Source organism: Neisseria sp. HMSC068C12 (assembly GCF_001814095.1).
Taxonomy (GTDB): domain Bacteria; phylum Pseudomonadota; class Gammaproteobacteria; order Burkholderiales; family Neisseriaceae; genus Neisseria; species Neisseria perflava.
On sequence record NZ_KV814823.1, the window covers coordinates 18,583 to 45,235 of the forward strand.

The window sequence follows — 26,653 nt, forward strand, 5'->3', positions numbered from 1 at the left end:
AATACCCATCTGTCAGAGGCGGTGGGTATTTTGTTATCCGTCTTCCAGTTTAGGCCGTCTGAAAATATTTCACCGCTTATATACAATATAATTATGCAACTTATTAATTATTCGAATTCTATTTTATCCATTATTCCTGCAGCCATCGCGCTTGCCCTGGCCATTGCCACGCGTCGTGTATTGCTGTCCTTGGGTGTCGGCATTATCGTCGGCTCATTCCTGCTGGTAGGCGGTAATCCGCTTGATGCCTTGGTTCACTTGAAAGACATGGCCGTCAGCCTGACTTGGGCGGACGGCGATTGGTCTTTGGGCAAACCCAAAATCCTGCTCTTCTTAGTGCTTTTGGGGATTTTCACTTCCCTGCTGACGCATTCAGGCAGTAACCAAGCATTTGCCGATTGGGCAAAACAGCACATCAAAGGCCGCCGTGGTGCGAAGCTGCTGACTGCCTGCCTGGTATTCGTTACCTTTATTGACGACTATTTCCACAGCCTTGCCGTCGGCGCGATTGCCCGCCCTGTAACCGACAAATTCAAAGTTTCCCGCGCCAAACTGGCTTATATCCTTGACTCCACTGCCGCGCCGATGTGCGTTTTGATGCCTGTATCCAGCTGGGGGGCATCGATTATTGCTACTTTGGCAGGCCTTTTGGTGACTTACAACATCACAGACTACACACCAATGGGCGCATTCGTGGCCATGAGCCTGATGAATTACTACGCCGTCTTCGCATTGATTATGGTGTTTGTCGTGGCCTGGTTCTCCTTCGACATCGGCTCCATGGCCCGTTTGGAACGCGCCGCTTTGAATGAAATTCATGATGAAACCGTTGAAACAGGCCATCCCAACGGTCGCGTATTCGCTCTGATTGTGCCGGTTTTGGTACTGATCGTCGCCACTGTTTCCGCCATGATTTACACTGGCGCACAAGCTTCTGAAACCTTCTCTTTGCTCAGCGCATTTGAAAATACCGATGTAAACACTTCCCTCGTATTCGGCGGCACCTGCGGCGTATTGGCCGTCATCCTCTGCACCATCGGCACCATCAAAACCGGCGATTACCCTAAAGCCATTTGGCAGGGCATCATCTCTATGCGCGGTGCCATTACCATCTTAATTTTGGCATGGATCATCAGCACCGTTGTCAGCGAGATGCACACCGGCGAATACCTCTCCACTTTGGTGGCAGGCAATATCCACGCAGGCTTCCTACCCGTGATTTTGTTTATGCTCGCAGGCGTGATGGCCTTCGCTACCGGCACAAGCTGGGGCACATTCGGCATCATGTTGCCGATTGCCGCCGCCATGGCCGTCAAAGTCGAACCTTCGCTGATTATCCCTTGCATGTCTGCCGTAATGGCCGGTGCCGTATTTGGCGACCACTGCTCGCCAATTTCCGATACCACTATCCTCTCTTCTACCGGCGCACACTGTAACCACATCGACCACGTTACCTCGCAATTCCCTTATGCGCTGACCGTAGCCGCATCTGCTGCCACAGGCTACCTCGCACTGGGCATGACCGGCTCTGCGCCTTTAGGTTTTGTGGTAACCGGCATCGTGATGGTTGTGTTGGTTTTCATCTTAAAAGACAAGAAAAAAGCAACTGCCTAATTCAAAACCAATATTCAGACGGCCTGAGATATTCTTACACTCTCAGGCCGTCTGAACATAACGATTATCCAATAGATACATTATTCAGGACAAAACAATGAATACGCCTCATCTTCCACGCGGCCCAGTCATGGCCGACGTCGCTGCCTATCATCTGACCGAAGAAGAAAAACAACGCCTGCTCGACCCTGCCGTCGGTGGCGTTATTTTGTTCCGCCGCAACTTTGAAAACGTTTCCCAGCTCAAAGCTTTGGTTCAAGAAATCAAAGCCGTCCGTACACCTGAACTTATCATCGCCGTCGACCACGAAGGCGGACGGGTTCAACGTTTTATTGACGGCTTCACCCGCCTGCCTGCCATGAATGTATTGGGCGAAATTTGGGATAACGAAGGCCAAGAAGCCGCCTGTACCCAAGCAGAACAAGTCGGCTGGGTTTTGGCAACCGAACTCTCCGCCTGCGGTATCGACCTATCCTTTACGCCTGTATTGGATTTGGACTGGGGTCAATGCGCCGTCATCGGCAACCGCAGTTTCCACCGCGACGCCAACATCGTTACCCAGCTTGCCCTTGCCCTGCAAAAAGGTCTGAACAAAGGCGGCATGAAATCTTGCGGCAAACACTTCCCCGGCCACGGCTTTGTCGAAGGCGACAGCCATCACGTCCTGCCTTGCGACGAACGCAGCCGAGAAGAGCTAGAAGCCGCAGACCTTATCCCCTTCCGAGCATTGAGCCAAGCAGGCATGGCCGCAGTCATGCCTGCCCACGTCGTATACCCGCAAACCGACAGCCAACCTGCCGGCTTCTCCGAAAAATGGCTGAAACAAATCCTGCGCCAAGAAATCGGATTTAACGGCGTTATCTTTTCAGACGACCTGACCATGGAAGGCGCATGCGGTGTCGGCGGTATTAAAGAACGCGCCCGCCTTTCTTTTGAAGCAGGCTGCGATATTGTACTGGTGTGCAACCGTCCCGATTTGGTAGATGAATTGCGAGACGGTTTCCACGCACCGGCAAACGCCGACTTGGCAGCGCGTTGGCAATACATGGCCAACACATTGACCGTACAAGAAGCCGCCGACATCATGGCAACCGAAGCATTCCAAGCCGCCCAACAAGCAACTGCCAAACTGGCAACGCCAAAAGACATCGCTGGCGGTGTCAAAGTCGGTGAAGCATTCTGATTCAAGGCCGTCTGAAACATTGACAGCAAATAAAAAAAGGAAGACTTGAAAAAGTCTTCCTTTTTTTGATTTAAAGCGATTAGCGGTGTTGCGGATTGTAACGGTTTTCCAATCGCAGGAATACCCAACCCAAAAAGCTTGTCAGCACCAAATAAATCAGCGCAATTGTATAAAGCGGCTCTTCATAGACAGAATAGCGGCCGGTAATCGTGCTTTGTACATAAGCCAACTCTGCCACGCCAATGACGGAAAGCAATGAGCTGTCTTTCAACAACGTAATAAACTCACTGGCCAATGGCGGCAACATACGGCGCAAAGCTTGCGGCAAAATCACATAACGCATCGCCTGAGTATAGGTCAGCCCCAAAGAACGCGCAGCTTCCATTTGGCCTTTATCAATCGATTGAATACCGGCACGGAAAATTTCACAAATATACGCACCCGAGTTCGCAACCAAAGCCAAAGAACCGGCAATCAGCGCACCATAAGAACGGCGCAGATCAACAGCTGCTTCGCCGCTAATCAGCACACCGTCGGCCGGGTGAACGAAAAATGGGAACCAAACATAAGCCCAAATCACAATTTGTACAAACAATGGCGTACCGCGGAACAGCGTAACATACCAAAAAGAAATCTTACGCAACACCCAAGCCAAGGCACGCATCGGCACACCGGCTTTTTCCGGATTGATCAAACGCGCCAATGCCAACAGCAAACCCAAAACCGAGCCACCTGCCGTTGCAACCACCGTCAGTCCCAGCGTTGTCAACACGCCGTATAAAAACATCCAGCGGTATTCATAAATAATGTCAAAACGAAAATCCATAAACCTTCCGTCGGTCAAAATCGGTAACTAATCCGAATATTTTTTAAAATGAAGCTTGATATTTTACAAGAAAATACATTGCTTGAACGGTTTTTTGTTAAATTATTCCGCCCAACCCTGCTTTTTTTACATTTCTAATAAATTAAAGCCCCTTTTCACCTTTGCCCATATAGGACATTTTCCGTATAAAAAACAAAGCGCAAACCCGACACAAAATTGACCGAAACACAAAAACAGCGGATAATCCGCCCATTCTTCAAACATCTTTCAGACGGCCTTCCCTCTTTCCTTAAGGGCCGTCTGAAAACATTTTAAAAAGCATAAAACATGAAAGTACCCGAACTCTTATTGCCTGCAGGCGGCCTCGAACGCATGCGCGCCGCCTACGATTACGGCGCAGATGCCGTTTACGCCGGCAGCCCGCGTTACTCCCTGCGCGCCCGCAACAACGAATTTGCCAAACTCGACGTCCTCGAGCAAGGCATTAAAGAAGCGCACGAGCGCAACAAAAAATTCTTCCTGACCGTCAATACGCTGCCGCACAACTCCAAACTCAAAACCTTTGTTTCCGATATGGAGCCCTTGATTGCCATGAAACCCGACGCGTTGATTATGGCGGATCCGGGTTTGATTATGACTGTGCGCGAAAAATGGCCGGAAATGCCGATTCACCTGTCCGTACAGGCAAACACCACCAACTACTGGGGCGTGAAATTCTGGCAAAACATCGGCGTTGAGCGCATTATTCTGTCGCGCGAATTGAGCATGGAAGAAATCGCCGAAATCCGCCAAGAATGCCCCGACATCGAACTCGAAGTCTTCATTCACGGCGCATTGTGTATCGCCTACTCCGGCCGCTGCCTGCTCTCCGGCTATTTCAACCATCGCGACCCCAACCAAGGCACCTGCACCAACTCCTGCCGTTGGGACTACAAGGTTCACAACGCCACTGAAAGCGATGCAGGCGACGCCCAACTTCTGCAAGGTTTCAACTTTGAAAAAGCTCAAGAAGAAGCCAACCAAAACTTTGAAGGCATCAATGGTCAAAAACGCCATCCCTACGCCGACAAAGTTTTCCTGATTGAAGAGTCCAACCGCCCGGGCGAAATGATGCCGATTATGGAAGATGAACACGGCACCTACATCATGAACTCCAAAGACCTTCGCGGCATTGAAGTGGTTGAGAAACTGGCAAAAATTGGTGTGGACAGCCTCAAAGTCGAAGGCCGTACCAAATCGCTCTATTATGTTGCACGCGTGGCCCAGTCCTACCGCAAAGCGATTGACGATGCCGTTGCAGGCCGTCCGTTTGATTACAGCCTGTTGAGCGAACTCGAAGGCCTCGCCAACCGTGGCTACACCAGCGGCTTCCTCGAACGCCACCAAACTCAAGACTACCAAAACTACCTCAGCGGCCATTCCACCGCCAAACAAAGCCAATACGTCGGCCACGTTACCGAAATTGATGAAAACGGCTGGGCGACAATCGAAGTTAAAAACCGCTTCGCTGTCGGCGATTCACTCGAAATCATCCACCCGAGCGGCAACCAAACCATCAAATTGGAACAAATGACCCGCAAAGGCCAGCCTGTCGATGTTGCCCCAGGCAACGGCATTCAGGTCAAAATCCCGAATATGCAAGGCAAAGAAAAAGCTTTGGTTGCGCGGATTATGAATCCTTAAGCATCAAAAAATAAAGGCCGTCTGAAAGTTTCAGACGGCCTTTTAAATGATCTATGCTGTTTTAAGCCTATTCTTGCAATACGGCAGCAATCAATTCTTCCGCACCATCATCTGCCAGTTTTTTGGCGACTGCACGACCCAAGGCATCGGCGTATTCGGCAGGGGCTTGCGCATCCGCCTGCAAAATTACCGAACCGTCAGGATGACCGACCAAGCCGCGCAAGGTCAGCAAGCCGTTTTCTTCAGTGCAATATGCGGCCAGCGGCACTTGGCAACTTCCACCCAAAGCGCGCGCCAACGCACGTTCGGCCGTAACGCAGGCGTGTGTGGTATCGTGGTTCAAAGGCTTTAAGACTTCGTACAAATCTTCGCGATGCGCTGCAATTTCAATACCCAATGCGCCTTGTCCGGCGGCAGGCAGACTGTCGGATTCCGACAAAATCATGCGGATGCGTTCGTCCAATTCCAGACGCTGCAAACCGGCGGCAGCCAAAATAATCGCGTCGTATTCGCCGTTATCGAGTTTGGACAAACGGGTTTGCACATTGCCGCGCAAAGGTTTGATAACCAAATGCGGATAGCGCACGCGCAACTGGGCTTCGCGGCGCAGGCTGGATGTGCCGACGACAGCGCCTTTGGGCATTTCTTCCAAACGCGCGTATTGGTTGGACACAAATGCGTCAAACGGATTGGCGCGTTCGCCGATGGCCGCAAGCGTAAAACCTTCAGGTAAATCCATCGGCACGTCTTTAATCGAATGCACGGCCAAGTCGGCCCGGCCGTCATACAAAGCCTGCTCCAACTCTTTGACAAACAAGCCTTTACCGCCGACTTTTGACAAAGTTCTGTCCAAAATCTGGTCGCCGCGCGTGGTCATGCCCAAAATCTCGACTTCGCAATCGGGATACAGGGCTTTCAGACGGCCTTGGATGTGTTTTGCCTGCCACATGGCAAGCAGGCTTTCGCGACTGGCGATAACGAGTTTTTTCGGGTTCATAATGGTTGCCTGAAAGATGGAAAACGGCATGAAGTCTATCATATTTTGGGCGTTTTTTCAGACGGCATGGGGGTGAATATGTTATATTTACGCCTAAAAACCAAATTTTCCGGACAACATGAAACGCGCCAAGAAATATCCTTTTTTATCCTTACAGCGGCAACGTTTTCATCTGAGCTTTGAAAACGCTTCTTCCGCCGCCAACCTTCCGTCAGAGAACGACTTCTACCGCTGGGCGTGGTCGGCCTTGAAAAATGAATACCGCCGCGCAGACATCAGCCTGATTCTTCTGGACGAAGAAGAAGCCCGCGCCTACAACCGCGACTACCGCGGCAAGGATTACGCCACCAATGTATTGAGTTTCGCGCTCAACGAAGGCGAAATCCTGCCCGACCAGTTTTCAGACGGCTTGTATGGCGATTTGGTAATTTGTCCGCAAGTGGTTTTGAAAGAGGCCGCCGAACAAGGCAAAACACCTGAGCAGCATTTTGCCCACCTGACCATACACGGTACTTTACACCTGATGGGCTACGACCACATCGAAGACAATGAAGCCGAAATAATGGAAGCCGAAGAAATCCGCCTGATGCTGGCGGCAGGCTTCCCCAACCCCTACCAAGAGGACGAATATTAAAATGGACGGTACGCAGTCGAAACCCAAGTTTTTCGAACGCCTAATCTCCCGACTTGCCGGCGAGCCTGATTCCGCCGAAGACGTATTGACCCTGCTGCGCCAAGCGCACGAGCAGGAAGTTTTTGATGCCGACACACTGACCCGGCTGGAAAAAGTATTGGACTTTGCCGAGCTGGAAGTGCGCGATGCCATGATTACGCGCAGCCGCATGAACGTATTGAAAGAAAACGACAGCATCGAGCGCATCACGGCCTACATCATCGAAACCGCCCATTCGCGTTTCCCCGTCATCGGCGAAGACAAAGACGAAGTTTTGGGCATTTTGCACGCCAAAGACCTGCTCAAATATATGTTCAACCCCGAGCAGTTCCACCTGAAATCCGTCTTGCGCCCTGCCGTTTTCGTCCCCGAAGGCAAATCACTGGCCTCCCTTTTAAAAGAATTCCGCGAACAACGCAACCACATGGCGATTGTCATTGACGAATACGGCGGTACATCCGGCCTGGTAACCTTTGAAGACATCATCGAGCAAATCGTCGGCGACATCGAAGACGAATTTGATGAAGACGACAGCGCCGACAATATCCACGCCGTTTCTTCCGAACGCTGGCGCATCCACGCTGCCACCGAAATCAAAGACATCAACACCTTCTTCGGTACGGAATACAGCAGCGAAGAAGCCGATACCATCGGTGGCCTGGTCATTCAAGAATTGGGACACCTGCCCGTACGCGGCGAAAAAGTCATCATCGGCAGCCTGCAATTTACCGTCGCACGCGCCGACAACCGCCGTCTGCACACCCTGATGGCCACACGAATTAAAGAAAACACGGATAAACCATGATTATTCTGGATCACGTCTCCAAACACTATCAAACACGCGACAACAAAGACTTTGTCGCCGTCGAGCCGACCAGCCTCGAAATCAAACAGGGTGAAATCTTTGGCTTGATGGGCTATTCCGGCGCAGGCAAATCCACCCTGCTGCGCCTGATTAACTTATTGGAACGTCCGGATACAGGTACCGTCAGCGTGTGCGGCCAAGAGCTGACCGCACTCAACGCCACGCAACTGCGCCACGCCCGACAAAACATCGGCATGGTATTCCAACAGTTCAACCTATTGAGCAACCGTACCGTTGCCGAAAACGTCGCCTTCCCTTTAGAAATTGCCAAATGGCCGTCTAAAAAAATCCAAGCGCGTGTTGAAGAATGTTTGGAAATTGTCGACTTGCAAGACCGTGCCAACCATTACCCGTCCCAACTTTCCGGCGGTCAAAAACAACGTGTCGGCATTGCCCGTGCGCTGGCGCCGCAACCTCAAGTCATCCTCGCCGACGAACCCACTTCCGCCCTCGACCCCGCCACTACGCGCAGCGTTTTGAAATGTTTGGAAGACATCAACCGACGTTTCAACGTAACCATCGTCATCGTTACCCACGAAATGAGCGTTATCCGCCGCCTGTGCGACCGTGCCGCCCTCTTGGATAAAGGCCGTCTGCTGGAAATCGTTGAAGTACACGGCAACCAAATCCATGCCCAATCCAAAATCGGGCAAGAGCTGATTCGAGAGGACTAATATGGCAGATTTAACATTTGAAAGTGCTGTTGAGACCATCGTCAGCATGAAGGGCGAAATTATCCAAGCCTTGGGCGAAACCTTTATTATGGTCGGCCTATCGACTACTTTCGCCGTTATCTTCGGTACGATTTTGGGCGTATTGCTGTTTGTGACGTCAAGCCATCAGTTGCACTACAACAAACAGCTGAATTTGTTTTTGGACAACCTGGTCAACCTGATGCGCGCATTCCCTTTCGTCATCCTGATGATTGCCATGATTCCTGTTACACGCGCCATCATCGGCACGACCATCGGCCCGGTTGCCGCCTCATTGGTATTGAGCGTATCCGGCCTATTCTACTTCGCCCGTCTGGTTGAGCAAAACCTGCGCGAAGTACCCAGAGGCGTAATTGAAGCGGCCTCCGCAATGGGTGCCTCACCCATGAGCATCATCTGCAAAGTGCTTTTGAATGAAGCGCGCGCAGGTATGGTTTCCAGCATTACCGTACTGGCTATTGGCCTTTTGTCGTACAGCGCGGCGGCAGGTATGATTGGCGGCGGCGGTTTGGGCGACCTTGCTATCCGTTACGGCTACTACCGCTATCAAATGGAAGTCATCATCTTCATCGTTGCCATCCTGGTTTTACTCGTTATCCTGATTCAAGGTATCGGCAACAGATTGGCGCGCAAACTGGATAAACGTTAAACAAACCAGGCCGTCTGAAATGGACTTACTATTTTTCAGACGGCCTGTTATCTATTTAGAACATATTAGGATATACCAAATAAATCTACAAAAAACACCCTCATATTCCCAAAATAGATTTACAATTCCTCTTTTTTTGACGGCGGCAGCTTAAGGCCGTCTGAAACCGTTTTATCATCCATCTGGAGCAAAATATGAAAACCAACACATTCTTCAAAACCCTTTCTGCTGCTGCGCTGGCCATCGTACTGGCTGCCTGCGGCGGTCAAAAAGACAGCGCGCCTGCTGCCTCTGCTGCTTCTTCTGCCGACAACGGCGCAGAGAAAAAAGAAATCGTCTTCGGTACAACCGTCGGCGACTTCGGCGATATGGTTAAAGACCAAATCCAACCGGCTTTGGAGAAAAAAGGCTATAAAGTCAAACTGATCGAATTTACCGACTATGTGCGCCCCAACCTTGCTTTGGCTGAAGGCGAATTGGACATCAACATCTTCCAACACAAACCTTATCTGGACGACTTCAAAAAAGAACACAAACTGGACATCATTGAAGCCTTCCAAGTACCGACTGCACCTTTGGGCCTCTATCCTGGCAAACTGAAATCTTTGGACGAATTGAAAGACGGCGTCAGCGTTTCTGCACCTAACGACCCATCTAACTTTGCCCGTGCATTGGTTATGTTGAACGAATTGGGCTGGATTAAACTGAAAGCCGACGTTGATCCGCTGACTGCCTCTAAAAACGATATTGCCGAAAATCCAAAAAACATCCAAATCGTAGAACTTGAAGCCGCCCAACTGCCACGCAGCCGTGCCGACGTTGACTTTGCCATCGTTAACGGCAACTACGCCATGAGCAGCGGCATGAAACTGACCGAAGCCCTATTCCAAGAGCCAAGCTTCGCCTACGTTAACTGGTCTGCCGTCCGCACTGCCGACAAAGACAGCCAATGGCTGAAAGATGTAACCGAAGCCTACAACTCTGACGAGTTCAAAGCTTACTCACAAAAACGCTTTGCCGGTTACAAATACCCTGCGGCATGGGGTGAAAACGCAGCAGCAGGTGCTCAAGCCGAAGCCGCCTCTACTGCTTCTGCAACCAAATAAATCGCTCTTTGAAAAAAGGCCGTCTGAACGTTCAGACGGCCTTTTTCTATTGATTATCTCTTCTCAAAGCTCAAAATAAGTTTTTTGATTAACGCCAAATACTTACGTAATTCCCTTTTTAAAACCAAATCAATATGTTGTAAAAAAGTTCAATAAGAAATCATGTTTTTATTCAATAGAATCAATCACTAAATGAATTATTCTACTTTTTTATAATATTCACTAGTAATGTTCCGCTTATCCTGATATTATACCGTTCATCTAAAGACATCCGGTTATCTGCATTACAGACCGCTCATCTGAATTGCTTCAAACCACTTTGTCGGATTTTCCCATATATGTTGTGTTTCTCCGTATCGAAGGGGTTTGAGCGGTCGAAATACCGTTTTGCTTAGATATTAAAGCTTCGTGCTTTGAAATGAGTGAATTTTTGTTTTAAGTGTCGTAATCTCTTGCTAATTACTCCCAGCTGCAAGAGTTTCAGGGTTGCCCCTTGGGCAGCCCTTCTTTTTTTATATTTCATTATTTCAATATCTTAGACTTTCCCTTATTCATATATTCAAACCAACTGGCAAAACCATTCTTTTTCTCAATCTCAAATCTTCTTCAATTCATTATTCGGCATCACCAGCCAAACCTGTGCCTTTTTAACTTGGGCCGCTGCTCGGATGGCCGCTTCATCCATAATAGAAAATGCGGTAGAAAAAGCATCGGCAACCGCCGCACTCTCCGCCATGACGCTCATGCTTTTATAGCGCGGCTGGCTTCCGCCTGTGCGCGGGTCAAACAGATGGGTAAATTTGCCTGCCTCGTCCATTACCGTGCCATAGCCGCCCGATGTGGCAAACGCTTGATTTTTCATGGCAATAGTGGTCAGGATTTGGTCTTCTTGGTCGGGATTGCGAATGCTGACATTCCACTCGCGCTGGTTAGCATTATCAAAGCCGTAAATCTCCCCCATATCAATCAATGCCTGGGTAACGCCTTGCTGCTTCAACAATTCAGCTACTTTGTCGGTGATATAGCCCTGCGCAATGCCGTTGAGCGACAGGCCCATGCCTCTTTGGGCAAAACGGATTTCTTTGGTATCAAAATCGACTTTGTTGAAATCCACTAATTTGAGCGTGTCTTTGATACTGCGTTCAGATGGCGGCGTTTCGGTTTTAGGGTTTCGTCTGAAATGATCGGCATACAGATTCCACAATGGCTGAATGCTGGGATCAAATGCACCCTGCGTCAGCTGATGGATATCTCGGCTGATACTGAGCAGCTGTAAAAAATCAGATGGCGGATTTTTCAGACGGCCTTCTCGGTTTAAACGGCTGATCAGGCTGTCGTCCCGATACAGGCTGAAGATTTTTTCCAACCGTAAAACTTCCGCCAATACTTTGTTGACTAATATTTCTGCCTGCTTGCGCTCAACGCCGAACAAACGCAACTCCGCGCCCGAACCCAATGCAATGCCTCTCCAAATAACTGGCTGCTCTTCTTGATTTGGGCTGGTCGGATGAGTCGGTTGATTGGTTTTGCGGCTGATGGCAAAAGGAATGCCGACACCGGCGGCAAGGGTGGCAGCTATGGCAAGGAAACGGCGGCGCGTTAAAGGGGTGGACATAAAGTATTCCTTAGATTTTTTATCTTTACATTGAAAGCCGCATTCATTAAATCATCAATCGGCAGCTTCCAATACAAAGGCCGTCTGAAACTGTTTCAGACGGCCTTCTATTGATTGTTTTATTTGAAAATGTATTCGTCGGGCATCTCTGCAAAACCGACTACTCTGCCGCCTTTTTCTTTGGCGAATTTTTCAGCCTGAGCCTTGTCGGCAAACGGAAGTGCGTCTTCCGCACCCATGCCGCCGATAAAGCTGCTTTCGATGACGTAATAGGCTTTTTTCGCATCTATCCATTCGGCGTCAGCATTGGGTTTTTCCCAATCTTTGACTTTGCCCATATCGGTAACATAGATGACATGAATGCCTTTAGGCTCTTCGGGCAGCTTTGTATAACCGAACATCTGCTTAATGGTGGAAAACCAAACTGGTTTGTCAGGTTTGCCGTTCAAGAAGATTTGCGCTTTAGGGCCGTTGTGTTCGGTCAAATTCATGCTGCAGTAATGACCGACTGCGCTGTCGCTGATTTGTTGGGGCGCAGGCGGAGGGCTGTTATCCTGCTTACTGCAGGCTGCCAATGCGATGAGTGTGAAGGTTGTCAATAATATTTTTCTCATATTTGTCGCTTTCCGAAAATCCAGGCGGCTAAGACCAAAGGAATGATAACCCATAATACCTGCGCCGTCAGCAAAATAGGCATACTCAGGCTGATTTGATCGCTCAAACCTGCCATGCCGGCATACATGGCTGTATTTTCGTAACCCGTCAGGTTCAGCAGGCGATAAATGTCTGCGGGGTTGAACAGAAGAACGGTTTCCACTACAGGCGCGGTAATGACTTGTTCGGTATCGGCAACCAAAACACCCAAAAGCGCCATATCGAAAATAACGACAAAAAACAGCCATACGCCGATGGCGATACCGGCGGCTGTACCGCGTTCTTTAACTTTTGCGCTGATCAAATAGCCCATGGACAAAAAGGCTGCGCCAAGAATCACGCTGGCAGCAATCAAAAGGGCGAAAGGTTGCCATGCGGCAATATCAAAACCGCCGTTGGCAAGCTGAAGGGTAATACCTGCCAATCCGTAGCCTGCGGTGGTAGCAAGGGCAAGAATGATGAGGTGGCCGATAAATTTACCGGCAAGGATTTGGTTGCGCGAGATGGGGTAACTTAGCAACAACGCCATTGTACCGCGCTCGATTTCGCCGATCAGTGCATCATAAGAGAGCAACATCGCAATCAGCGGGATCAAGAAGATAGACAGGCTGGACAGACTGACTACAGTTACCGTCAAGGGATCAACCTTGACCGAACCGGTAGGCGAGCTGCCGAGAAAGCCTAATGACAGTGCCAATGCGGCAAGCAAAAGTGCGGCGGCAAGAACCCAACGGTTGCGCAGGCTGTCTCGGACTTCTTTGCCGGTAATAATCCAAACGGGGTTCATACGTCTTCCCTCTTCAAGAATTGCGCGTACATATCATCAAGTGTTGGCGTGTGGATATCGATGTAGGCAAGACTGCCCAAATCACCCAATTCGCTCAAAAGTCCCATACGCTCTTCGGCTTTACATTGCGCTTTATACGACAGGCCGTCTGAAAGCGGATGCCAACGCTCGCTCAACGGGCGCGCTTCTTTCAAGCGGACGTTGACGGTCAGCGGTAGACCGCTTTGAACATGCAACTCATCCATGCTGCCGTCAGCAACTTTCACGCCGTTTTTCATAACGATGATGCGGTCGGCGTGGCCGTCAAGCTCGGCCAGTGCATGGGTGCTGAGCAATACGGTTGCGCCGCGCCCATTGAGTTCGCGCACAACTTCGTAAAACATTTGACGTGAAGCCGGATCAAGGCCGGTAGTTGGCTCGTCAAACAATAAAACTTTAGGCTCGCCCAACAAGGCTTGTGCCAAAGCGAGGCGTTGACGCATACCTTTAGAGTAAGTGCCGACACGGCGGCGTGCGGCCTGGGAAATGCCGACACGCTCGAGCAATTCGCGGTTTTTACTCAGGGGCTGTTTTTTTAGTTTGGCATAGAAATCCATGGTTTCGATACCGGTCAATGAAGGGTGCAATGCAACCGTTTCAGGCAGGTAACCGATTTGGCTGCGACGCTGCGCCCCTGCTTTACTGCCGGTCGGCTCTCCCAAAAGCATCACTTCGCCCTCGGTCGGCGTAATCAGGCCGAGTATCAGCTTCATAATGGTAGATTTGCCTGCACCGTTGTGTCCTGCCATGCCGACGCTCTCGCCAGCCTTGAGAACCAGATCGACTTGGTTGACGGCCTTTTGGCTGCCAAACTGCTTGGTCACGTTTCTTAATTCAACGTGGTTGGTACTGCTCATGGATATTCCTCTAGTGAATGTTTCAGACGGCCTTTGATATTGGGCCGTCTGAAAGGTTACATATTGGCATTTCCGCCTGTCAACGCACCGTTTTCGGCATTACCCCATTCGGATTGGTGCGTTTTTGCTTCATGCAGCAATTCGTCCTTCATGGCTTCGTATTTGGTTGTCGTTTTATTGCGGACAGGGTTCATCAAAGGCTTGCTGTCAATTACGCCGCCGGGCAGGATGGCGGGAAATTGAGATTGCGCCCATTTGACAATGCTGATGGCAGGGCTGTTCATCAATAACCGGGCGACGGGTGCGCGCCAGATGATTTGGTCGATAATCCCATTGGGACGGTAGGCACTGTCGCCGAAGCCGTCGCCGTCAAGGTCAAAGGCGCTGTTATCGCTCCAATAGTTGCCGCGACCACCCTCGCCCCAATCAAGGAAACGGGTGCTGACGTATTTGACTTGGCTTTCGTTGTTGATAAACGAATTATTGAACAGGCTTGTGCCTTCAATGGCCGCGGTAAAGTGAATACCGATTTGACAGTTTTCAAAATGGTTGTCGAAAATTTTATTGTAGTTGGCATTGTAGGCAAACACGCATTTGCCTGCCTTGTTGATCACATTATCGTGAATTTCGGAATAATTGACGTAGTTGAGCATAATGCCTTGGTCGCGGCTGCCAACGGCAATGTTGCCATACACTTTCAGGCGTTCGGAAAACATCAGCACATAACCCATATTGTTGCCGACGGAGATATTGTTGCTGACTTCGCTGTCATTGGTGTACATATAATGGACGGCAAAGCGTAAGTCGCTAAAACGGTTGCCTTTGTAGGTATTATGGGTACTGGTATTTGAAAAAATACCGTCACGGCCTTTGGAAATATCGTTATCAATCACTTGCGCACCGGGCGCATTCCAGACGGTTACGCCGTTGCCGCGTTCGTTGACGCGCAGGGTTGCATCGCCGATGATTTTATTTTCCCGCACCATGGATTCTGCCGCACCGTGAATATACACGCCGACGGAATTGTCGACGATGTTGTTATGCTCCACCAGCGCGCGCGTTGCCGTCTCTTCTAAATAGATACCGGCATCCATTGCCGGCAAACTCATGCCGGAATGGGAAACGGTCAGATTGCGCAAAGTTACATCAGGCGCATGAACGGCAACCGTCCTCCCACTCCGGTCGCCGACAATCTTGGCGGAACGGTCGGCAGGACCTTCGATGGTAATGGGTTTGTCGATATAGAGTTTGGTTTTGTATATACCGGAGGCAAGCTTGAGCGTATCGCCGGCTTGGGCGCGCGCCAAAGCATCATTGAGATTGTCTTGTGCGGATACGTTGATGACTGCGGCAAAGGCCGTCTGAACCATGCTGCCAAGCAGCAATACGAGTGCGGCACGTTGCCATTTGGAACGATGGATTTGTGTGTGCGTCATAATCATATCTCTGTTTCAGACGGCCTGCTTGCCGCATGATAAACCGATGCGGAAACAGGTATTTTGGTGTTATAGCAAAGCTGTCTGATGATGGCTTTCATTTTGTGACCATATCGGCCGACAAACAACTTTGCTATAAAGGCCGTCTGAAAGAATGTTTTTTCAGACGGCCTGAAGAATTAAATCATCAAACCGAAATTATTTTGGTTTAACAATCATTTGGCCAGACATTTCCATGTGCAATGCGTGGCAGAACCATTGGCAGTAGTACCAGTGTACGCCTGGACGGACAGCTTTGAAGGTTACAGAAGATGTAGCTTGCGGGCCAATCTCCATAGCAATGCCATAACCTTCCAAAGTAAAGCCGTGAGTCAAGTCTTCAATGGTCTCAACGTTGGTTACATATACGGTAACTTCGTCGCCTTGGTTCACTTCAAATTGAGGAACGCTGTAAGCAGGCGCAACGGCAGTCATGTACACGCGTACTTTGTTGCCTTCACGTACGACTTTGGCAGCTTTTTCCAGCTCAACACCGTCTTTTTGAGCTTGTTCCAAAGCTTCTTGCCAGAACCATGGGTCTTTGCGGTCCCAAGTTTTGCTTGGGTTCACTTTAGACGCAGCAACCAAGCACAAGTCGTGTGGTTCGGCAAAAGTCGGATTGTCATGCACCAGACGCATTTCGTCGCCGGAGATGTCGATCAATTGGTCACACTCAGGTTTCAAAGGACCGGCATTCAAGAAGCGGTCTTTAGAGAACTTGTTCAAAGATACCAACCATTTACCGTCGGCTTCTTTGGTTTCGCCCATGGTAGTGTGGTTGTGACCCGGTTGATAGTGAACGTCGAGTTTTTGTTTGATCGGATCGATTTTCTCGCCTTTATAGGCTTTAATCGCGTCGTCGATGTTCCATTTCACCATTTGACTGTCGATAAACAATGTAGTATAGGCATTGCCGCGACCGTCAAATGCAGTGTGTAATGGGCCAAGACCCAGTTGAGGCTCGGCTACGACAACATCGCGCTCTTTGATTTTACCTGCAAACAAGTCATCCAGTTTGCTAACATCCAATACGGTAACGGTTGGAGACAGTTTACCGTTGAGCATGATGTATTTGCCATCAGGGCTTGCATTACAACCGTGAGGAGAGTTAGGAACCGGGATGTAACGAGTGTATGGAGAGTTGGCTTCCGCACGACCGTCCAACATTTTTACGCCGTTAACTTCTTTGAAGTCGCCTTTTTTGATGCCTTCTTCGATGGCGGCCAGGTTAAATACTACACACCAGTCTTGTTCGTTAGAAGATGCACCTTGTACAGTCAGAGCGCGCTCAGAGTTATAGCAGGTAGAGAAAGAGTATTTACCTTGGTAGTCGGCATCGCCATTATCCAAGTTACCGTCTACCAATACTTGCCATGCGATGTCCATGGTTTCGCCATCAACTGCAGTATAAACGGCATTCCAAGTTTTAGGATCATCCCATTTGCCTACGCCGTCAACAGGAACGATATGCTCACCGTTGGCAAATACGTAGCCAGTTTTCGGATAGCGTTGAGGACGCAGACCGTGGATACCTGAAGCATTAGGAATATCGATGATTTTATCAGTTTTCATCACATCCAAGCGGATACGGCAAACACGGGTGTTTGCTTTATCGTTGGCGTAAGCATAACGGCCATCGTAAGTTTGGTCGGTGAAAGACAAGTGCGGGTGGTGCAAGTCGCCGTTAGGGTAGCAACGCAGACCGCTGTCTTGCAGGAATTTACGGGTTTCCGGCGTAATTTTTTCATTCAAAATACGCAGGCTCTCGTTGGTACGACCCCAACCGGTAGCGCTGTCCATATTGAACACAGGGATACGCATCAACTCACGCATAGAAGGTACGCCGATCAAGCGCATTTCACCTGATTGACCGCCTGACAAGAAACCGTAGTATTGGTCAAGTTCGCCTGGACCAACTTCGGAAGTTTGTTTGCCCGGTTCGGCAGAATGAGCAGCGGCTTTTTCGGCAGGTGCAGCACCGGAAGCAGCAGCTTTATCACCCTCGCCGTTAGAGCAACCGGCCAAGCCCAACAAACCGGCACCAGCAATACCCGCACCGGAAGCAGCGGCAGTACCTAAGAATGAACGACGGCTTAAGCCGTTTTGTTCTAATTTTTCGTCTGACATACGACACTCCTTGGATAAAATCCGGCGGCCGATTTTTCAGACGGCCTGCCGATGAAAAACTTTCTAAGTCAGGCTGCCGATACAGCCCTCTTTTTTTATTGATAAATTACTACTTGTCGACACTGATTGCCGATTCTTTTTTAACAAACTGGACGACTTGTTCTTGAGCATTTTGCGTCACTGCCGCATCATGCTGTTCAGCTTTTGCCGCCGCTTGTTTTTGTTTTTTCTTATTCGTTGCCACTACTTGGGGACAACGCGTATCGTGATGATACATTACCTGACAATGCAGACATTGGATACATTCGTTCGGATGAATGTCGCCTTCAGGTGCGATTGCCTGTACGGGACATTCGTGTGTACAAATCTGGCATGGGTTACCGCACATTTTATAACGGCGCAGCCAATCAAACACACGGAAGCGGCCCGGCAATGCAATACCTGCACCCAAAGGACACAGATAACGGCAGAAGAAACGTTCGATGAACAAGCCTGCAATCAGCAAAGCGGCGGCGAACAGAACAAACCACCATTCACGCATGAATTTCAAAATAATTGCAGTTTTGAAAGGCTCAATTTCAGCAAATTTTTCAGCCGTACCCAAATCGTACAGGGAAATTGCCAGCAAAGCGAAGAAAATTACATATTTAATCGCACTCAGACGGGTATGCAACAAGTGTGGCACTGTAATTTGTTTCAGACCCAATTTTTTAGCGATACGGTTGGTTAACTCTTGCAATGCACCGAAAGGGCACAGCCATCCACAGAATGTACCGCGGTTCCACAACAGCATGGTCGCCGCTGTAAAGAGCCACAGAATGAATACCAGCGGATCCATCAGGAAAAATTCCCAGTGGAACTCAGTCAAAACAGCTGAGAACAACGTCAAAGTATTCACTACCGATAATTGTGCCTGAGCATACCAGCCGATATAAAACAGCGTAAAGGTCAGGAAACAGAGACGGAATCGGTCATACCATTTTTCGTAACGGACAATCCAATCTTGGAACAGGAATACCAACAGAAGAATTGTCAAAGCAATACCGACAACCACGATTTGACCTTGTTTGGCTTTCCAAACCTGTTTCCAAAGTTGGTTGGATACGCCTTCCTCAGCCGTTGCATCTTCTGCAATACCTGTACTTTCTTCCGGAGCAGAGGCTGCCACAGCCACCGGCTCAACCGGTGCACTAATTTCAACCGGCGGTGCTTTAGGATCGTCAACGTAGTAGCCTTTTGGCAATTCGTAATCCAAATCTGCAGTTACGAAAGCCTTATCGTTAACACTCAACACACGTTGAATCATCAGTTGTAAACGCCATGGTTCAGCACCATCAAATTCCACACCTTCGGGGATAGTGAACCAAGAAACTTCTTTAAATGCAGGCGCACCTTCGGCGGATAAAGCAACTACACGTTCATGTTGCGCATCGGTAAAGCGGAAGCTGGTATCGCCTTGAATCATTTCAATACGGTCAAAGATACCACCGCGAACATAACCCGAACCTTTCCAAGAATAGCGACCTTCGCCGGCCACCATCACGGCTTCTTGGCCAGGTTTCAAACGTTTTTGCAGGTTGTTCCAACCGGCTTCACCTAAAAGGCTTTTACCGATGGAAGGCTGGCTGACCAAGGCAACATACAGATCAATAAATGTATCGTTACCATCACCCTGCTCCGCATGATCTGCCACACCTGCTTTACCGCTTTTCTCAAACAGTTTATTGATTTCGTCGATAGAAATATGCAGATGACCGACGGCTTTTTGTTCCAAAAGCGCATTCCATGACAGGATATCTTGTTTGTCTTGATTGGCAACACGACGCGGACGGGTTTGAACGGCAGGCTCGGCAGACTGTTCGTCGGAAGCAGCTGCCGTACCGGCTTGAACTGCTTTATCTGTACCCAAATGATATTGATGGATTACTGCTTTAACAGAGCGCTGAATACTGTCATTGATGACCATCAGGGTCACAGTCGCACCACTAATAATATCCCCTGGTGCAACACCTGGTTGAGGCGGGTTTTTAATAAAATTTAAGCCGATATATTTGTCAATGAATTTATCGACACGGGATTGCGGGATACCGATCAGCATAATCGGCTCATGGTGCTCAACCAATTTTGCGCCGGCAATAGTGCCATCATTGGCCAATGCAACCATCGTATCGATCGGTTTGCTCGAATAACCGCGCGTATTGACCACGTCAGTCGTGATATAAACCAAGCCAAGCTGCTCTTCGCCCTTGTACACGCGAGCAACCAAGGGCTTACCTTCAGGCTTACCGTAGCGGTCAGCACCTGGGAAAATTTCAGACGGCTGAACTTTTGCCAAGAAATCAGGCAAGCGTTCCGCGTAAGCAGGCAGGCTTACCATCATCACGAAAAATACAGCAAACAGCATAAGGATTCGTTTCCAAATGCCACTTAAGCACTTCATTTCAAGACAGGACATGGCTATTCCCGATATATCGATACTCTAAACACTTATATTATATGAATCATCTATCAGCAATAATTTGATTAAAATCAAGTTTACAAATCTTAAAACCAGATTCTACATACTAATAATACTTTAGAACTACATTAGATGAACCTTTTATTATTAGGCATGAAACATAGGAAAATCAACTCAATCCAAGAATCATCCCCATATTATTAACTTATTTATAATAATACTCAAAACAATTTCTGAAATTTCATTTAGCATATATTAAATAGAATAGAACCTGACTTAAATTTCCATAGGCCGCCTGAAAACGAATATCGAAAATACTTTAACCTACCCCTACAATGACAAAATACATTTCTTACAAAAACAAAAAGAGCCTATATAAAACAGGCTCTTTTTTCAGACTAATCTTAAGTCAGATTAGAATTTGTGACGCAGGCCAACAGTACCAGCAGTTTTCTCGTATTTGTAGTCGCCTTTGCCTTCTTTCAACCAGCCGGCAGACAACAGGGCAGAAGTGCGTTTAGAGAAGTCGTAGTCAGCACCAACGATAACTTGGTTGTAAGCGCTATTTTTTTGTTTTACGCCATCTTCTTTAGCTTTGAAGCCGTGAGCGTAAGAAACACGAGGAGTTACGTTGCCGAAGCGGTAAGCAGCAGTTGCACCAACTTCAGTACGTTCGTTTTTCTTAGCACCAGCTACGTCAGCTTTGAAGCCTTCGTATTGACCTACAACAGCAACCATCAGGTTGTTAGCATCGTAACCAGCAGTCAGACGGTGTGCTTGGTGATCTTTGTAAGCACCAGCAGCCAAAGTAGTGTTGCCGTTGAATGCATCCAAGTAGCCAGCATCCAAGTCAGCACGTTTAGCATAAGAACCAGCATAGCGACCGAAGAAGCCAGAGTTTTCGTAGTTCAGGCCCAAATCGTAAGATTCACGGCTTTTCACAGTGTGAGTGTATTTATCGCCAGGGTTAGCATTGTCGCGAGGTTGGTATTGTACGCTTGCACTGAAACCACCAAATACAGGAGTGTCGTAACGTACAGATACTTTACGAGTATCTACACGTTTAATTTTACCCAGTTGCAGAGCATCTGCGTTAGCGGCACCAGATTCCCAAGGGTCGAAGCTGTCGCTACTGTCTTTCAGAGCAGTGTTCAGGTTACCGGCACGAACTTTACCGAAACCACCTTCCAAACCAATGAAAGATTCACGGTTAGCAAAACCAGAGTCACCACCGGCGATAGAAGTGTTTTGTTCAACTTGCCAAATAGCATTCAAGTTGCTACCCAAGTGTTCGTGGCCTTTGAAGCCGATGCGAGAACCGTAGTCAGCAATCTCAGTAGCAGTTTTAGAAGTAGCTTTACCCACTTTTACTTTAGAAATTTCAACGCCGGCTTTAACTTGACCGTACAGAGTCACATCAGCCATAGCTGCAACAGGCAGAGCTGCCAAAGTCAGAGCAATCAGAGATTTTTTCATTGCTGTATTCCTTTTCTATTGTGAAGAAATAACTTAAGCAGACCGGACAATCCGCTTAGGCTTACATTATCGCTGGAATCAGCGATTCCATGACTGTTACTATAATTGCTCCTCTCTAAAAAAACAAACTTTATTCAATCCACCCCCACCACCCTTGAAACCCAGCAAAGGCAAACACAGCCTAAAAAAATGAAATTTATTATTTAAAATCAATGATAAATTTCTTTTAAAACCAATTGTGCATTTTTACAACACTTTATTAATTTACACATCAATCCAGCTATTTTGTTGCTTTTATACCAACAATCCGCCAATTAGGCCGTCTGAAAAACGTTACCCGAAACATTCATCCACTCAGGCAGAGGCAGTCTTACCACCCCAAACTCATCAGGATAATCAACGCCTGTCAAATATAGACCGTCAGACATAAAGGTCGGAGGCGCTTTCAATCTGCTTCTTGCATAAAAGATTGACTGAAATTCATCCACACTAATCCTACCACTTCCCACATATACCAATGCGCCCATAATATTGCGCACCATATGATGCAAGAATGCATTTCCATGCAAATCAAGGCACAAATAACGAGGAGTCCCACTAATACTTGCCCTATATAGCGTTTTTATAGGCGATTTTGCCTGGCACTCAGCCGCACGAAAGCTGGAGAAGTCATGTTCACCCTCCAATAAAGCAGCAGCCTGCCTCATCAGATTTAAATCTAATTTCAAATGTGTCCACCCCACCCTGCCAACCAACAACGGAGAACAAACCGGAGATGACTCCAGCAAATAACGGTAATGCCGGCCATAAGCATCAAATCGAGCATTAAAATGAGGTGCAACTTTTTGCGCAAGCAATACAGCCACACCGTCAGGCAAATGCGCATTGACTCCACGCACCCACGCTTGCTCCGGACGGCTTACAGATGTATCAAAGTGTACGACCTGAGCTGTCGCATGTACACCCGTATCTGTCCTTCCTGCAACAATAGTATTAATCTGCTCTCCTGCTATTGAAGTTAATGCCTGCTCTAAGGCCGTCTGAACAGTCGGCAAATCTCCAGCCTGTTTTTGCCAACCATAAAAACGACTACCGTCATAAGAGAGGGTCAAAGCCCAGCGCTGCACCAGATGTCCTGTTGTATTTACTTGTTCAGTCATTTCTTATACTTCTTGTAAATTGATATTGTTGCCTACGCTCAAGTAACAAATATTAAAAAGGCGTGATTAACACACGCCTCCATTTTGTATTTCAGACGGCCTTCATCTTCAACCATCATATAAAGCTGAAATCTTACCCAACCAATAATAGACTCAGATAAAATCTTGCTTTTTAATTTACCATAAAAAAGATGCCGTCTGAAACGGCATCTTCATTTGACTAGCACTTACGCGCCAAGTTCTTTCATCAGTTTTTGGGCTTTATGCAGAATATCGCCTTCAGCCTCCTCAATCAGCCCTTGCAATGTTTCTCGAGCCGCTTCAGGATCACCGATTTCGATATACATCTTAGCCAAATCATATTTGGCTTCAAGCGGTGCAGTCATGCCAACTGATTCTGAAACAAAGCCTCTTTCACTATTGCTTTTATCGGCGGCTACTGAAACATCTTCAGCTCCCCATTCCAATGCACCTTCTTCAATCACAAACTCAGAAGCAGCTTCTTCTTTCTCTACTTCTTCTTTGGTTCCTTGAATTTGCAAGTCTTGATCTTGCTTGATCTCGAATGGCAACGCATGGCCGTCTGAAGCTTCAGGGGTTTCTACCGTAAACTCGAGTGGCTCTTCATTTCTTGACTCGGAGACTTTTTTCTCTGCCGCCAAATCAAACTCAGCAAATGTATTTGCCTGCTCTTCTTTACGTTCAGGCATAACAACGGATACCGGCTGATATGGATTTTCTGGTTCAGGTTCGTACACGCTTTCTGTTGATTCGATATTGTCCCAATCAGCATGGCGACGTTGTTCTGTCTCAACATCATGCGTTACTGCACCTGAAAGAATACCTGCCTGACTATTGTCAATCTTACCTAAATCAAGTTTGACATCATCGATATTGGAAGATTCTTCTACTTCATTGATAACCACATCATCTTCAAAATCGTCTTCGATAAGCAGGCCATCTTGAGTTTTTTCAGACGGCATTACTTTAGTTGCAGCAACCGCAGCAGCTGAAGCAGCAACATCTTTCTGTACAGCCTTCTCTTCATCCATACGGCTTACAGGTGCTGCTTCAGGCTCGTCTTTACGTTTACCCGCAGCTTTTAACAACAACCAAGCAGCAATAAGGGCTGCACCGCCTGCCAATAACCATTTCCATAAATTGCCATTTGATTCGCCCTCTGTTTGCTCCGCGATAGAATCAGTGGTTGCAACAGACTCAGAAGCCACTACATTCTCTTGAGCATCAGAAGAAGCCATAGCTTCTTGAATATCGGATGCAGGAACAGTCGATGCGGCATTTTCATTAACCGCTGCAGATGCTGCTTGTTCTGTTTGTTCAGCTGAAGCTTGTTTTACTTCTTCCTGTTGCTGTGTATTTACGCCAGCATCTTTAACCTGGGCTTCAGTTTGAGCCTCAGGCTGAACAACAGGTTTTTCTGTTTTAGCCTCTGTTGCATTAGCGGTTTCATTGGCTTTTTCTGTTGCCGTATTAGTTTTAGCAGGAGCAGAAGCAGCCAAACGTTGCAATTCGCTACGGTTTGGAATATTCAGCACCTTACCTGCCAACATACGGTTGGCATTGTTATCGATAAACACATCCGGATTGGCATTAACCAATGCTTGAATGGTTTGATCCAAGGTCATACCTTGCGGACGGATGCTGGACGCAATGGCAATCAGGGTTTCACCCGTACGCACCAAATGCTGTCTACCTGAACGTGCAGCTGTGTCGTTTTTAGCAGAGGCCGTCTGAACTTGTTTTTTCTCAGCCTTACGCTGCACATCCTTACGCGCTTGAGCTGCCTGATTACCTACTGCTTTATTGTTTTTAGTTGCAGGCTGTTGGGCATTGCGTGTCGGCTCGAAGGATTGGGATTCGGCAGTTTGACGGGGGCGGACGGATGCCGCATCTTTAGCGTCGTATCCGGCCGGATCGATGATAGCAGTGTATTCACGCGATTGCGCGCCGACACCTACTTGGAAAACCAAAACAGGATCTTTGATGGCTTTAGAGGAACGAATGGTAACGACTGCCTTATCGCCTGATTTGCGTACCGCCGCGCGCAAATTACCATTTGAAATAGTGGCCTTACCGCCATTAAGCAGAGCCTGAGCTTCCTCGCCAGTCACAGTGATACTGCCTGTAAAAGGCTCACCCAAATGAGATTGAACGTTCAAACCGCCCAAACCTGCAGAAGCGCTGAGCGATGTCATTAAAGCGATAGAAGCTGTAATTAATTTAATATTGTGATGTTTTTTCAAAACTGATCCCCTGTTCGGAAATTATGGTACTAACCAATGTGCGCGCATTTAACCATATATTTACTAGATATTACGTCATGATATATTTTTAACCCATTTCTGCCAAGCAATACAGGCTATTCAGCCTGAAATTCCTTGGTAAATCTATTACTTTTGCATGCTTGTGTTTCTTTTTTACAAATTTCGCCAACCCAAAACAAATATCTCATATGGATATATGTGGTATTAAAGTCATGGGGAAAGGTGCAAAAAAACACATCTCCCTGTATGATTAGCATTTACTCAATTAGTTTCATCATTAATATATGAAGGTTTTGAGCGACTTATTCGCCGTATTCTTATTTTTCATCACATACATCATCACCAAAGACATGATTGCCGCAACGGCTGTTGCGGTTATAGTCGGTATTGCCCAAGCTGCGCTGACCTTTTGGAAACACCGCAAACTGGACACCATGCAATGGGTCAGTCTGATTTTGATTGTCTTTTTTGGCGGTGCAACGATTCTGCTGAAAGACAACCGCTTTATCATGTGGAAACCGACCGTTCTGTTTTGGATCGGCGCAATCGTCATGCTGTTTAGCCATCTTGCCGGTAAAAACGGGCTAAAAGCCGTGATGGGTAAAGAAATGCAGCTTCCTGATTTTGTATGGACGCGCCTGACTTATGCATGGATTGGCTTCCTGATTTTTATGGGGGCTGCCAATCTCTTTGTCTTTACGTATTTTCCAGACCAATGGGTCAATTACAAATTGTTCGGCACATTGGGTTTCACAATCATTTTTTCTATCGCACAGGGCATGTATCTGATGCGTTTCCAGCCTAAGGAGGATCAATAATGGAATATTTCATGCTTTTGGCCACTGATGCCGAAGATGTCCACGAAGCACGCATGGCAGCCCGCCCTGCTCATTTGGCACGCTTGGAAGAATTGAAAGCGCAAGGCCGTCTGCTGACTGCCGGCCCCAATCCTCTACCAGACAATCCGGAACGCGTTTCCGGCAGCCTGATTGTGGCTCAATTTGAATCTTTGGACGCAGCACAAGAATGGGCTGAACAAGACCCTTACGTCGATGCCGGCGTATACGCAGAAGTATTGATTAAACCCTTTAAAGCCGTGTTCAAATGAGCAATATGCGTCAAATTATCGAGGAACGCCTGCAGGCACTTGAGCCTGAGTTCTTCGATTTTGAAGATGAGAGCCATCTGCACGCCGGCCATGCCGGCAATAAAGGCGGCGGGCATTATGCGATATTGGTGGTCAGCAACGCATTTGAAAATATCGGTCGCCTCCAGCGGCAACGTATGATTAAGCAGCTTTTGCAAGACTTGTTTTCAGACGGCCTGATTCATGCACTCAGTATCAAAGCGGCCACGCCGGACGAATACTTCCATTAAGATTACTACTTAAACTTTGATTTCTAATCATTAA

General features: G+C 48.0%; 23 protein-coding genes. 11 read left to right on the top strand and 12 right to left on the bottom strand.

Annotated elements, in window-relative coordinates; genetic code table 11:
- Window positions 1-93 precede the first annotated feature (93 nt).
- Both HMPREF2952_RS06690 and nagZ read left to right on the top strand, forming a co-directional pair.
- Window positions 94-1,614 carry a Na+/H+ antiporter NhaC family protein gene (locus tag HMPREF2952_RS06690; protein ID WP_004519687.1) on the top strand — a complete coding sequence of 507 codons (1,521 nt, stop codon included), beginning with the start codon at window positions 94-96 and terminating at the stop codon, window positions 1,612-1,614.
- A 97-nt stretch (window positions 1,615-1,711) separates the two neighbouring features.
- A complete protein-coding gene (gene nagZ, locus HMPREF2952_RS06695) occupies window positions 1,712-2,797 on the top strand; it encodes a beta-N-acetylhexosaminidase (RefSeq protein ID WP_039862102.1) in 1,086 nt (361 codons plus the stop codon).
- Window positions 2,798-2,876: 79 nt separating this feature from the next.
- Here the strand turns inward: nagZ and HMPREF2952_RS06700 are convergent, their stop codons facing one another.
- The gene (locus HMPREF2952_RS06700) at window positions 2,877-3,623 is read right to left on the bottom strand and encodes an amino acid ABC transporter permease (protein WP_049344868.1); all 747 of its coding nucleotides are present in this window, start codon (window positions 3,621-3,623) and stop codon (window positions 2,877-2,879) included.
- A 327-nt stretch (window positions 3,624-3,950) separates the two neighbouring features.
- Between HMPREF2952_RS06700 and yegQ the strand changes: the two genes are divergently transcribed.
- Complete coding sequence (gene yegQ / locus HMPREF2952_RS06705) at window positions 3,951-5,306, top strand: prephenate-dependent tRNA uridine(34) hydroxylase TrhP (RefSeq protein WP_004519683.1); 1,356 nt, start codon at window positions 3,951-3,953, stop codon at window positions 5,304-5,306.
- A gap of 67 nt (window positions 5,307-5,373) precedes the next feature.
- Here yegQ and hemC read toward each other — a convergent pair whose 3' ends face one another.
- On the bottom strand, window positions 5,374-6,303 hold the full coding sequence (gene hemC, locus HMPREF2952_RS06710) for a hydroxymethylbilane synthase (protein WP_107848928.1): 930 nt from the start codon (window positions 6,301-6,303) through the stop codon (window positions 5,374-5,376).
- 118 nt (window positions 6,304-6,421) lie between these two features.
- Between hemC and ybeY the strand changes: the two genes are divergently transcribed.
- The 5 genes from ybeY to HMPREF2952_RS06735 all read left to right on the top strand — a co-directional run bounded on the left by ybeY (window position 6,422) and on the right by HMPREF2952_RS06735 (window position 10,309).
- Complete coding sequence (gene ybeY, locus HMPREF2952_RS06715) at window positions 6,422-6,937, top strand: rRNA maturation RNase YbeY (RefSeq protein ID WP_049344870.1); 516 nt, start codon at window positions 6,422-6,424, stop codon at window positions 6,935-6,937.
- A gap of 1 nt (window position 6,938) precedes the next feature.
- Window positions 6,939-7,781, top strand: coding sequence for an HlyC/CorC family transporter (locus HMPREF2952_RS06720; protein WP_049344871.1), 843 nt, complete (start codon window positions 6,939-6,941; stop codon window positions 7,779-7,781).
- Window positions 7,778-8,515, top strand: a complete 738-nt coding sequence (locus HMPREF2952_RS06725; RefSeq protein WP_049322796.1) for a methionine ABC transporter ATP-binding protein — start codon at window positions 7,778-7,780, stop codon at window positions 8,513-8,515. The genes HMPREF2952_RS06720 and HMPREF2952_RS06725 overlap by 4 nt, the downstream gene beginning before the upstream one ends.
- A gap of 1 nt (window position 8,516) precedes the next feature.
- A complete protein-coding gene (locus HMPREF2952_RS06730) occupies window positions 8,517-9,203 on the top strand; it encodes a methionine ABC transporter permease (protein ID WP_070587440.1) in 687 nt (228 codons plus the stop codon).
- A 194-nt stretch (window positions 9,204-9,397) separates the two neighbouring features.
- A complete protein-coding gene (locus HMPREF2952_RS06735) occupies window positions 9,398-10,309 on the top strand; it encodes a MetQ/NlpA family ABC transporter substrate-binding protein (protein WP_070695416.1) in 912 nt (303 codons plus the stop codon).
- Window positions 10,310-10,904: 595 nt separating this feature from the next.
- Here the strand turns inward: HMPREF2952_RS06735 and HMPREF2952_RS06740 are convergent.
- From HMPREF2952_RS06740 to HMPREF2952_RS06785, 10 genes are all read right to left on the bottom strand, one after another.
- Entirely contained in the window at window positions 10,905-11,924 is a 1,020-nt protein-coding gene (locus HMPREF2952_RS06740) for an FAD:protein FMN transferase (protein WP_070695418.1), read from the bottom strand.
- A gap of 119 nt (window positions 11,925-12,043) precedes the next feature.
- Window positions 12,044-12,538, bottom strand: a complete 495-nt coding sequence (locus HMPREF2952_RS06745; protein WP_070695420.1) for a nitrous oxide reductase accessory protein NosL — start codon at window positions 12,536-12,538, stop codon at window positions 12,044-12,046.
- Window positions 12,535-13,365 (bottom strand): ABC transporter permease, encoded by an 831-nt coding sequence (locus tag HMPREF2952_RS06750; protein WP_070695422.1) that lies wholly within the window; start codon window positions 13,363-13,365, stop codon window positions 12,535-12,537. Before HMPREF2952_RS06750 ends, HMPREF2952_RS06745 begins: the two co-directional genes overlap by 4 nt.
- Entirely contained in the window at window positions 13,362-14,261 is a 900-nt protein-coding gene (locus tag HMPREF2952_RS06755; protein WP_004519672.1) for an ABC transporter ATP-binding protein, read from the bottom strand. The genes HMPREF2952_RS06750 and HMPREF2952_RS06755 overlap by 4 nt, the downstream gene beginning before the upstream one ends.
- A 56-nt stretch (window positions 14,262-14,317) precedes the next feature.
- Window positions 14,318-15,697 (bottom strand): nitrous oxide reductase family maturation protein NosD, encoded by a 1,380-nt coding sequence (locus tag HMPREF2952_RS06760; protein ID WP_100066638.1) that lies wholly within the window; start codon window positions 15,695-15,697, stop codon window positions 14,318-14,320.
- Window positions 15,698-15,895: 198 nt separating this feature from the next.
- Window positions 15,896-17,863 carry a TAT-dependent nitrous-oxide reductase gene (nosZ, locus tag HMPREF2952_RS06765; protein ID WP_004519669.1) on the bottom strand — a complete coding sequence of 656 codons (1,968 nt, stop codon included), beginning with the start codon at window positions 17,861-17,863 and terminating at the stop codon, window positions 15,896-15,898.
- Between the two features lie 109 nt (window positions 17,864-17,972).
- Window positions 17,973-20,267: a NosR/NirI family protein gene (locus HMPREF2952_RS06770; protein WP_191620597.1), complete on the bottom strand. Its 2,295-nt coding sequence runs from the start codon at window positions 20,265-20,267 to the stop codon at window positions 17,973-17,975.
- Between the two features lie 468 nt (window positions 20,268-20,735).
- Window positions 20,736-21,797, bottom strand: coding sequence for a trimeric porin PorB (porB, locus tag HMPREF2952_RS06775; RefSeq protein ID WP_070503692.1), 1,062 nt, complete (start codon window positions 21,795-21,797; stop codon window positions 20,736-20,738).
- Window positions 21,798-22,111: 314 nt separating this feature from the next.
- Window positions 22,112-22,957: a tRNA pseudouridine(38-40) synthase TruA gene (truA, locus tag HMPREF2952_RS06780; protein WP_004519666.1), complete on the bottom strand. Its 846-nt coding sequence runs from the start codon at window positions 22,955-22,957 to the stop codon at window positions 22,112-22,114.
- A gap of 227 nt (window positions 22,958-23,184) precedes the next feature.
- Entirely contained in the window at window positions 23,185-25,173 is a 1,989-nt protein-coding gene (locus HMPREF2952_RS06785) for a FimV/HubP family polar landmark protein (RefSeq protein WP_004519665.1), read from the bottom strand.
- Window positions 25,174-25,526: 353 nt separating this feature from the next.
- On the opposite strand from HMPREF2952_RS06785, the gene HMPREF2952_RS06790 reads away from it, so the two are divergent.
- Genes HMPREF2952_RS06790 through HMPREF2952_RS06800 form a run of 3 tightly spaced genes read left to right on the top strand, consistent with a single transcriptional unit; the run spans window position 25,527 to window position 26,619 of the window.
- Entirely contained in the window at window positions 25,527-26,060 is a 534-nt protein-coding gene (locus tag HMPREF2952_RS06790; protein WP_049336720.1) for a septation protein A, read from the top strand.
- Window positions 26,060-26,350: a YciI family protein gene (locus HMPREF2952_RS06795; protein ID WP_004519663.1), complete on the top strand. Its 291-nt coding sequence runs from the start codon at window positions 26,060-26,062 to the stop codon at window positions 26,348-26,350. Before HMPREF2952_RS06790 ends, HMPREF2952_RS06795 begins: the two co-directional genes overlap by 1 nt.
- Window positions 26,347-26,619 carry a BolA family protein gene (locus HMPREF2952_RS06800; protein WP_049322785.1) on the top strand — a complete coding sequence of 91 codons (273 nt, stop codon included), beginning with the start codon at window positions 26,347-26,349 and terminating at the stop codon, window positions 26,617-26,619. Before HMPREF2952_RS06795 ends, HMPREF2952_RS06800 begins: the two co-directional genes overlap by 4 nt.
- The last annotated feature ends 34 nt before the right edge of the window (window positions 26,620-26,653 follow it).

Bases quoted from the DNA above. Each gene is read 5' to 3' on its own strand.
- HMPREF2952_RS06690 (WP_004519687.1), top strand. From the start codon at position 94: ATGCAACTTATTAATTATTCGAATTCTATTTTATCCATTATTCCTGCA.
- nagZ (WP_039862102.1), top strand. From the start codon at position 1,712: ATGAATACGCCTCATCTTCCACGCGGCCCAGTCATGGCCGACGTCGCT.
- HMPREF2952_RS06700 (WP_049344868.1), bottom strand. From the start codon at position 3,623: ATGGATTTTCGTTTTGACATTATTTATGAATACCGCTGGATGTTTTTA.
- yegQ (WP_004519683.1), top strand. From the start codon at position 3,951: ATGAAAGTACCCGAACTCTTATTGCCTGCAGGCGGCCTCGAACGCATG.
- hemC (WP_107848928.1), bottom strand. From the start codon at position 6,303: ATGAACCCGAAAAAACTCGTTATCGCCAGTCGCGAAAGCCTGCTTGCC.
- ybeY (WP_049344870.1), top strand. From the start codon at position 6,422: ATGAAACGCGCCAAGAAATATCCTTTTTTATCCTTACAGCGGCAACGT.
- HMPREF2952_RS06720 (WP_049344871.1), top strand. From the start codon at position 6,939: ATGGACGGTACGCAGTCGAAACCCAAGTTTTTCGAACGCCTAATCTCC.
- HMPREF2952_RS06725 (WP_049322796.1), top strand. From the start codon at position 7,778: ATGATTATTCTGGATCACGTCTCCAAACACTATCAAACACGCGACAAC.
- HMPREF2952_RS06730 (WP_070587440.1), top strand. From the start codon at position 8,517: ATGGCAGATTTAACATTTGAAAGTGCTGTTGAGACCATCGTCAGCATG.
- HMPREF2952_RS06735 (WP_070695416.1), top strand. From the start codon at position 9,398: ATGAAAACCAACACATTCTTCAAAACCCTTTCTGCTGCTGCGCTGGCC.
- HMPREF2952_RS06740 (WP_070695418.1), bottom strand. From the start codon at position 11,924: ATGTCCACCCCTTTAACGCGCCGCCGTTTCCTTGCCATAGCTGCCACC.
- HMPREF2952_RS06745 (WP_070695420.1), bottom strand. From the start codon at position 12,538: ATGAGAAAAATATTATTGACAACCTTCACACTCATCGCATTGGCAGCC.
- HMPREF2952_RS06750 (WP_070695422.1), bottom strand. From the start codon at position 13,365: ATGAACCCCGTTTGGATTATTACCGGCAAAGAAGTCCGAGACAGCCTG.
- HMPREF2952_RS06755 (WP_004519672.1), bottom strand. From the start codon at position 14,261: ATGAGCAGTACCAACCACGTTGAATTAAGAAACGTGACCAAGCAGTTT.
- HMPREF2952_RS06760 (WP_100066638.1), bottom strand. From the start codon at position 15,697: ATGACGCACACACAAATCCATCGTTCCAAATGGCAACGTGCCGCACTC.
- nosZ (WP_004519669.1), bottom strand. From the start codon at position 17,863: ATGTCAGACGAAAAATTAGAACAAAACGGCTTAAGCCGTCGTTCATTC.
- HMPREF2952_RS06770 (WP_191620597.1), bottom strand. From the start codon at position 20,267: ATGCTGTTTGCTGTATTTTTCGTGATGATGGTAAGCCTGCCTGCTTAC.
- porB (WP_070503692.1), bottom strand. From the start codon at position 21,797: ATGAAAAAATCTCTGATTGCTCTGACTTTGGCAGCTCTGCCTGTTGCA.
- truA (WP_004519666.1), bottom strand. From the start codon at position 22,957: ATGACTGAACAAGTAAATACAACAGGACATCTGGTGCAGCGCTGGGCT.
- HMPREF2952_RS06785 (WP_004519665.1), bottom strand. From the start codon at position 25,173: ATGACATCGCTCAGCGCTTCTGCAGGTTTGGGCGGTTTGAACGTTCAA.
- HMPREF2952_RS06790 (WP_049336720.1), top strand. From the start codon at position 25,527: ATGAAGGTTTTGAGCGACTTATTCGCCGTATTCTTATTTTTCATCACA.
- HMPREF2952_RS06795 (WP_004519663.1), top strand. From the start codon at position 26,060: ATGGAATATTTCATGCTTTTGGCCACTGATGCCGAAGATGTCCACGAA.
- HMPREF2952_RS06800 (WP_049322785.1), top strand. From the start codon at position 26,347: ATGAGCAATATGCGTCAAATTATCGAGGAACGCCTGCAGGCACTTGAG.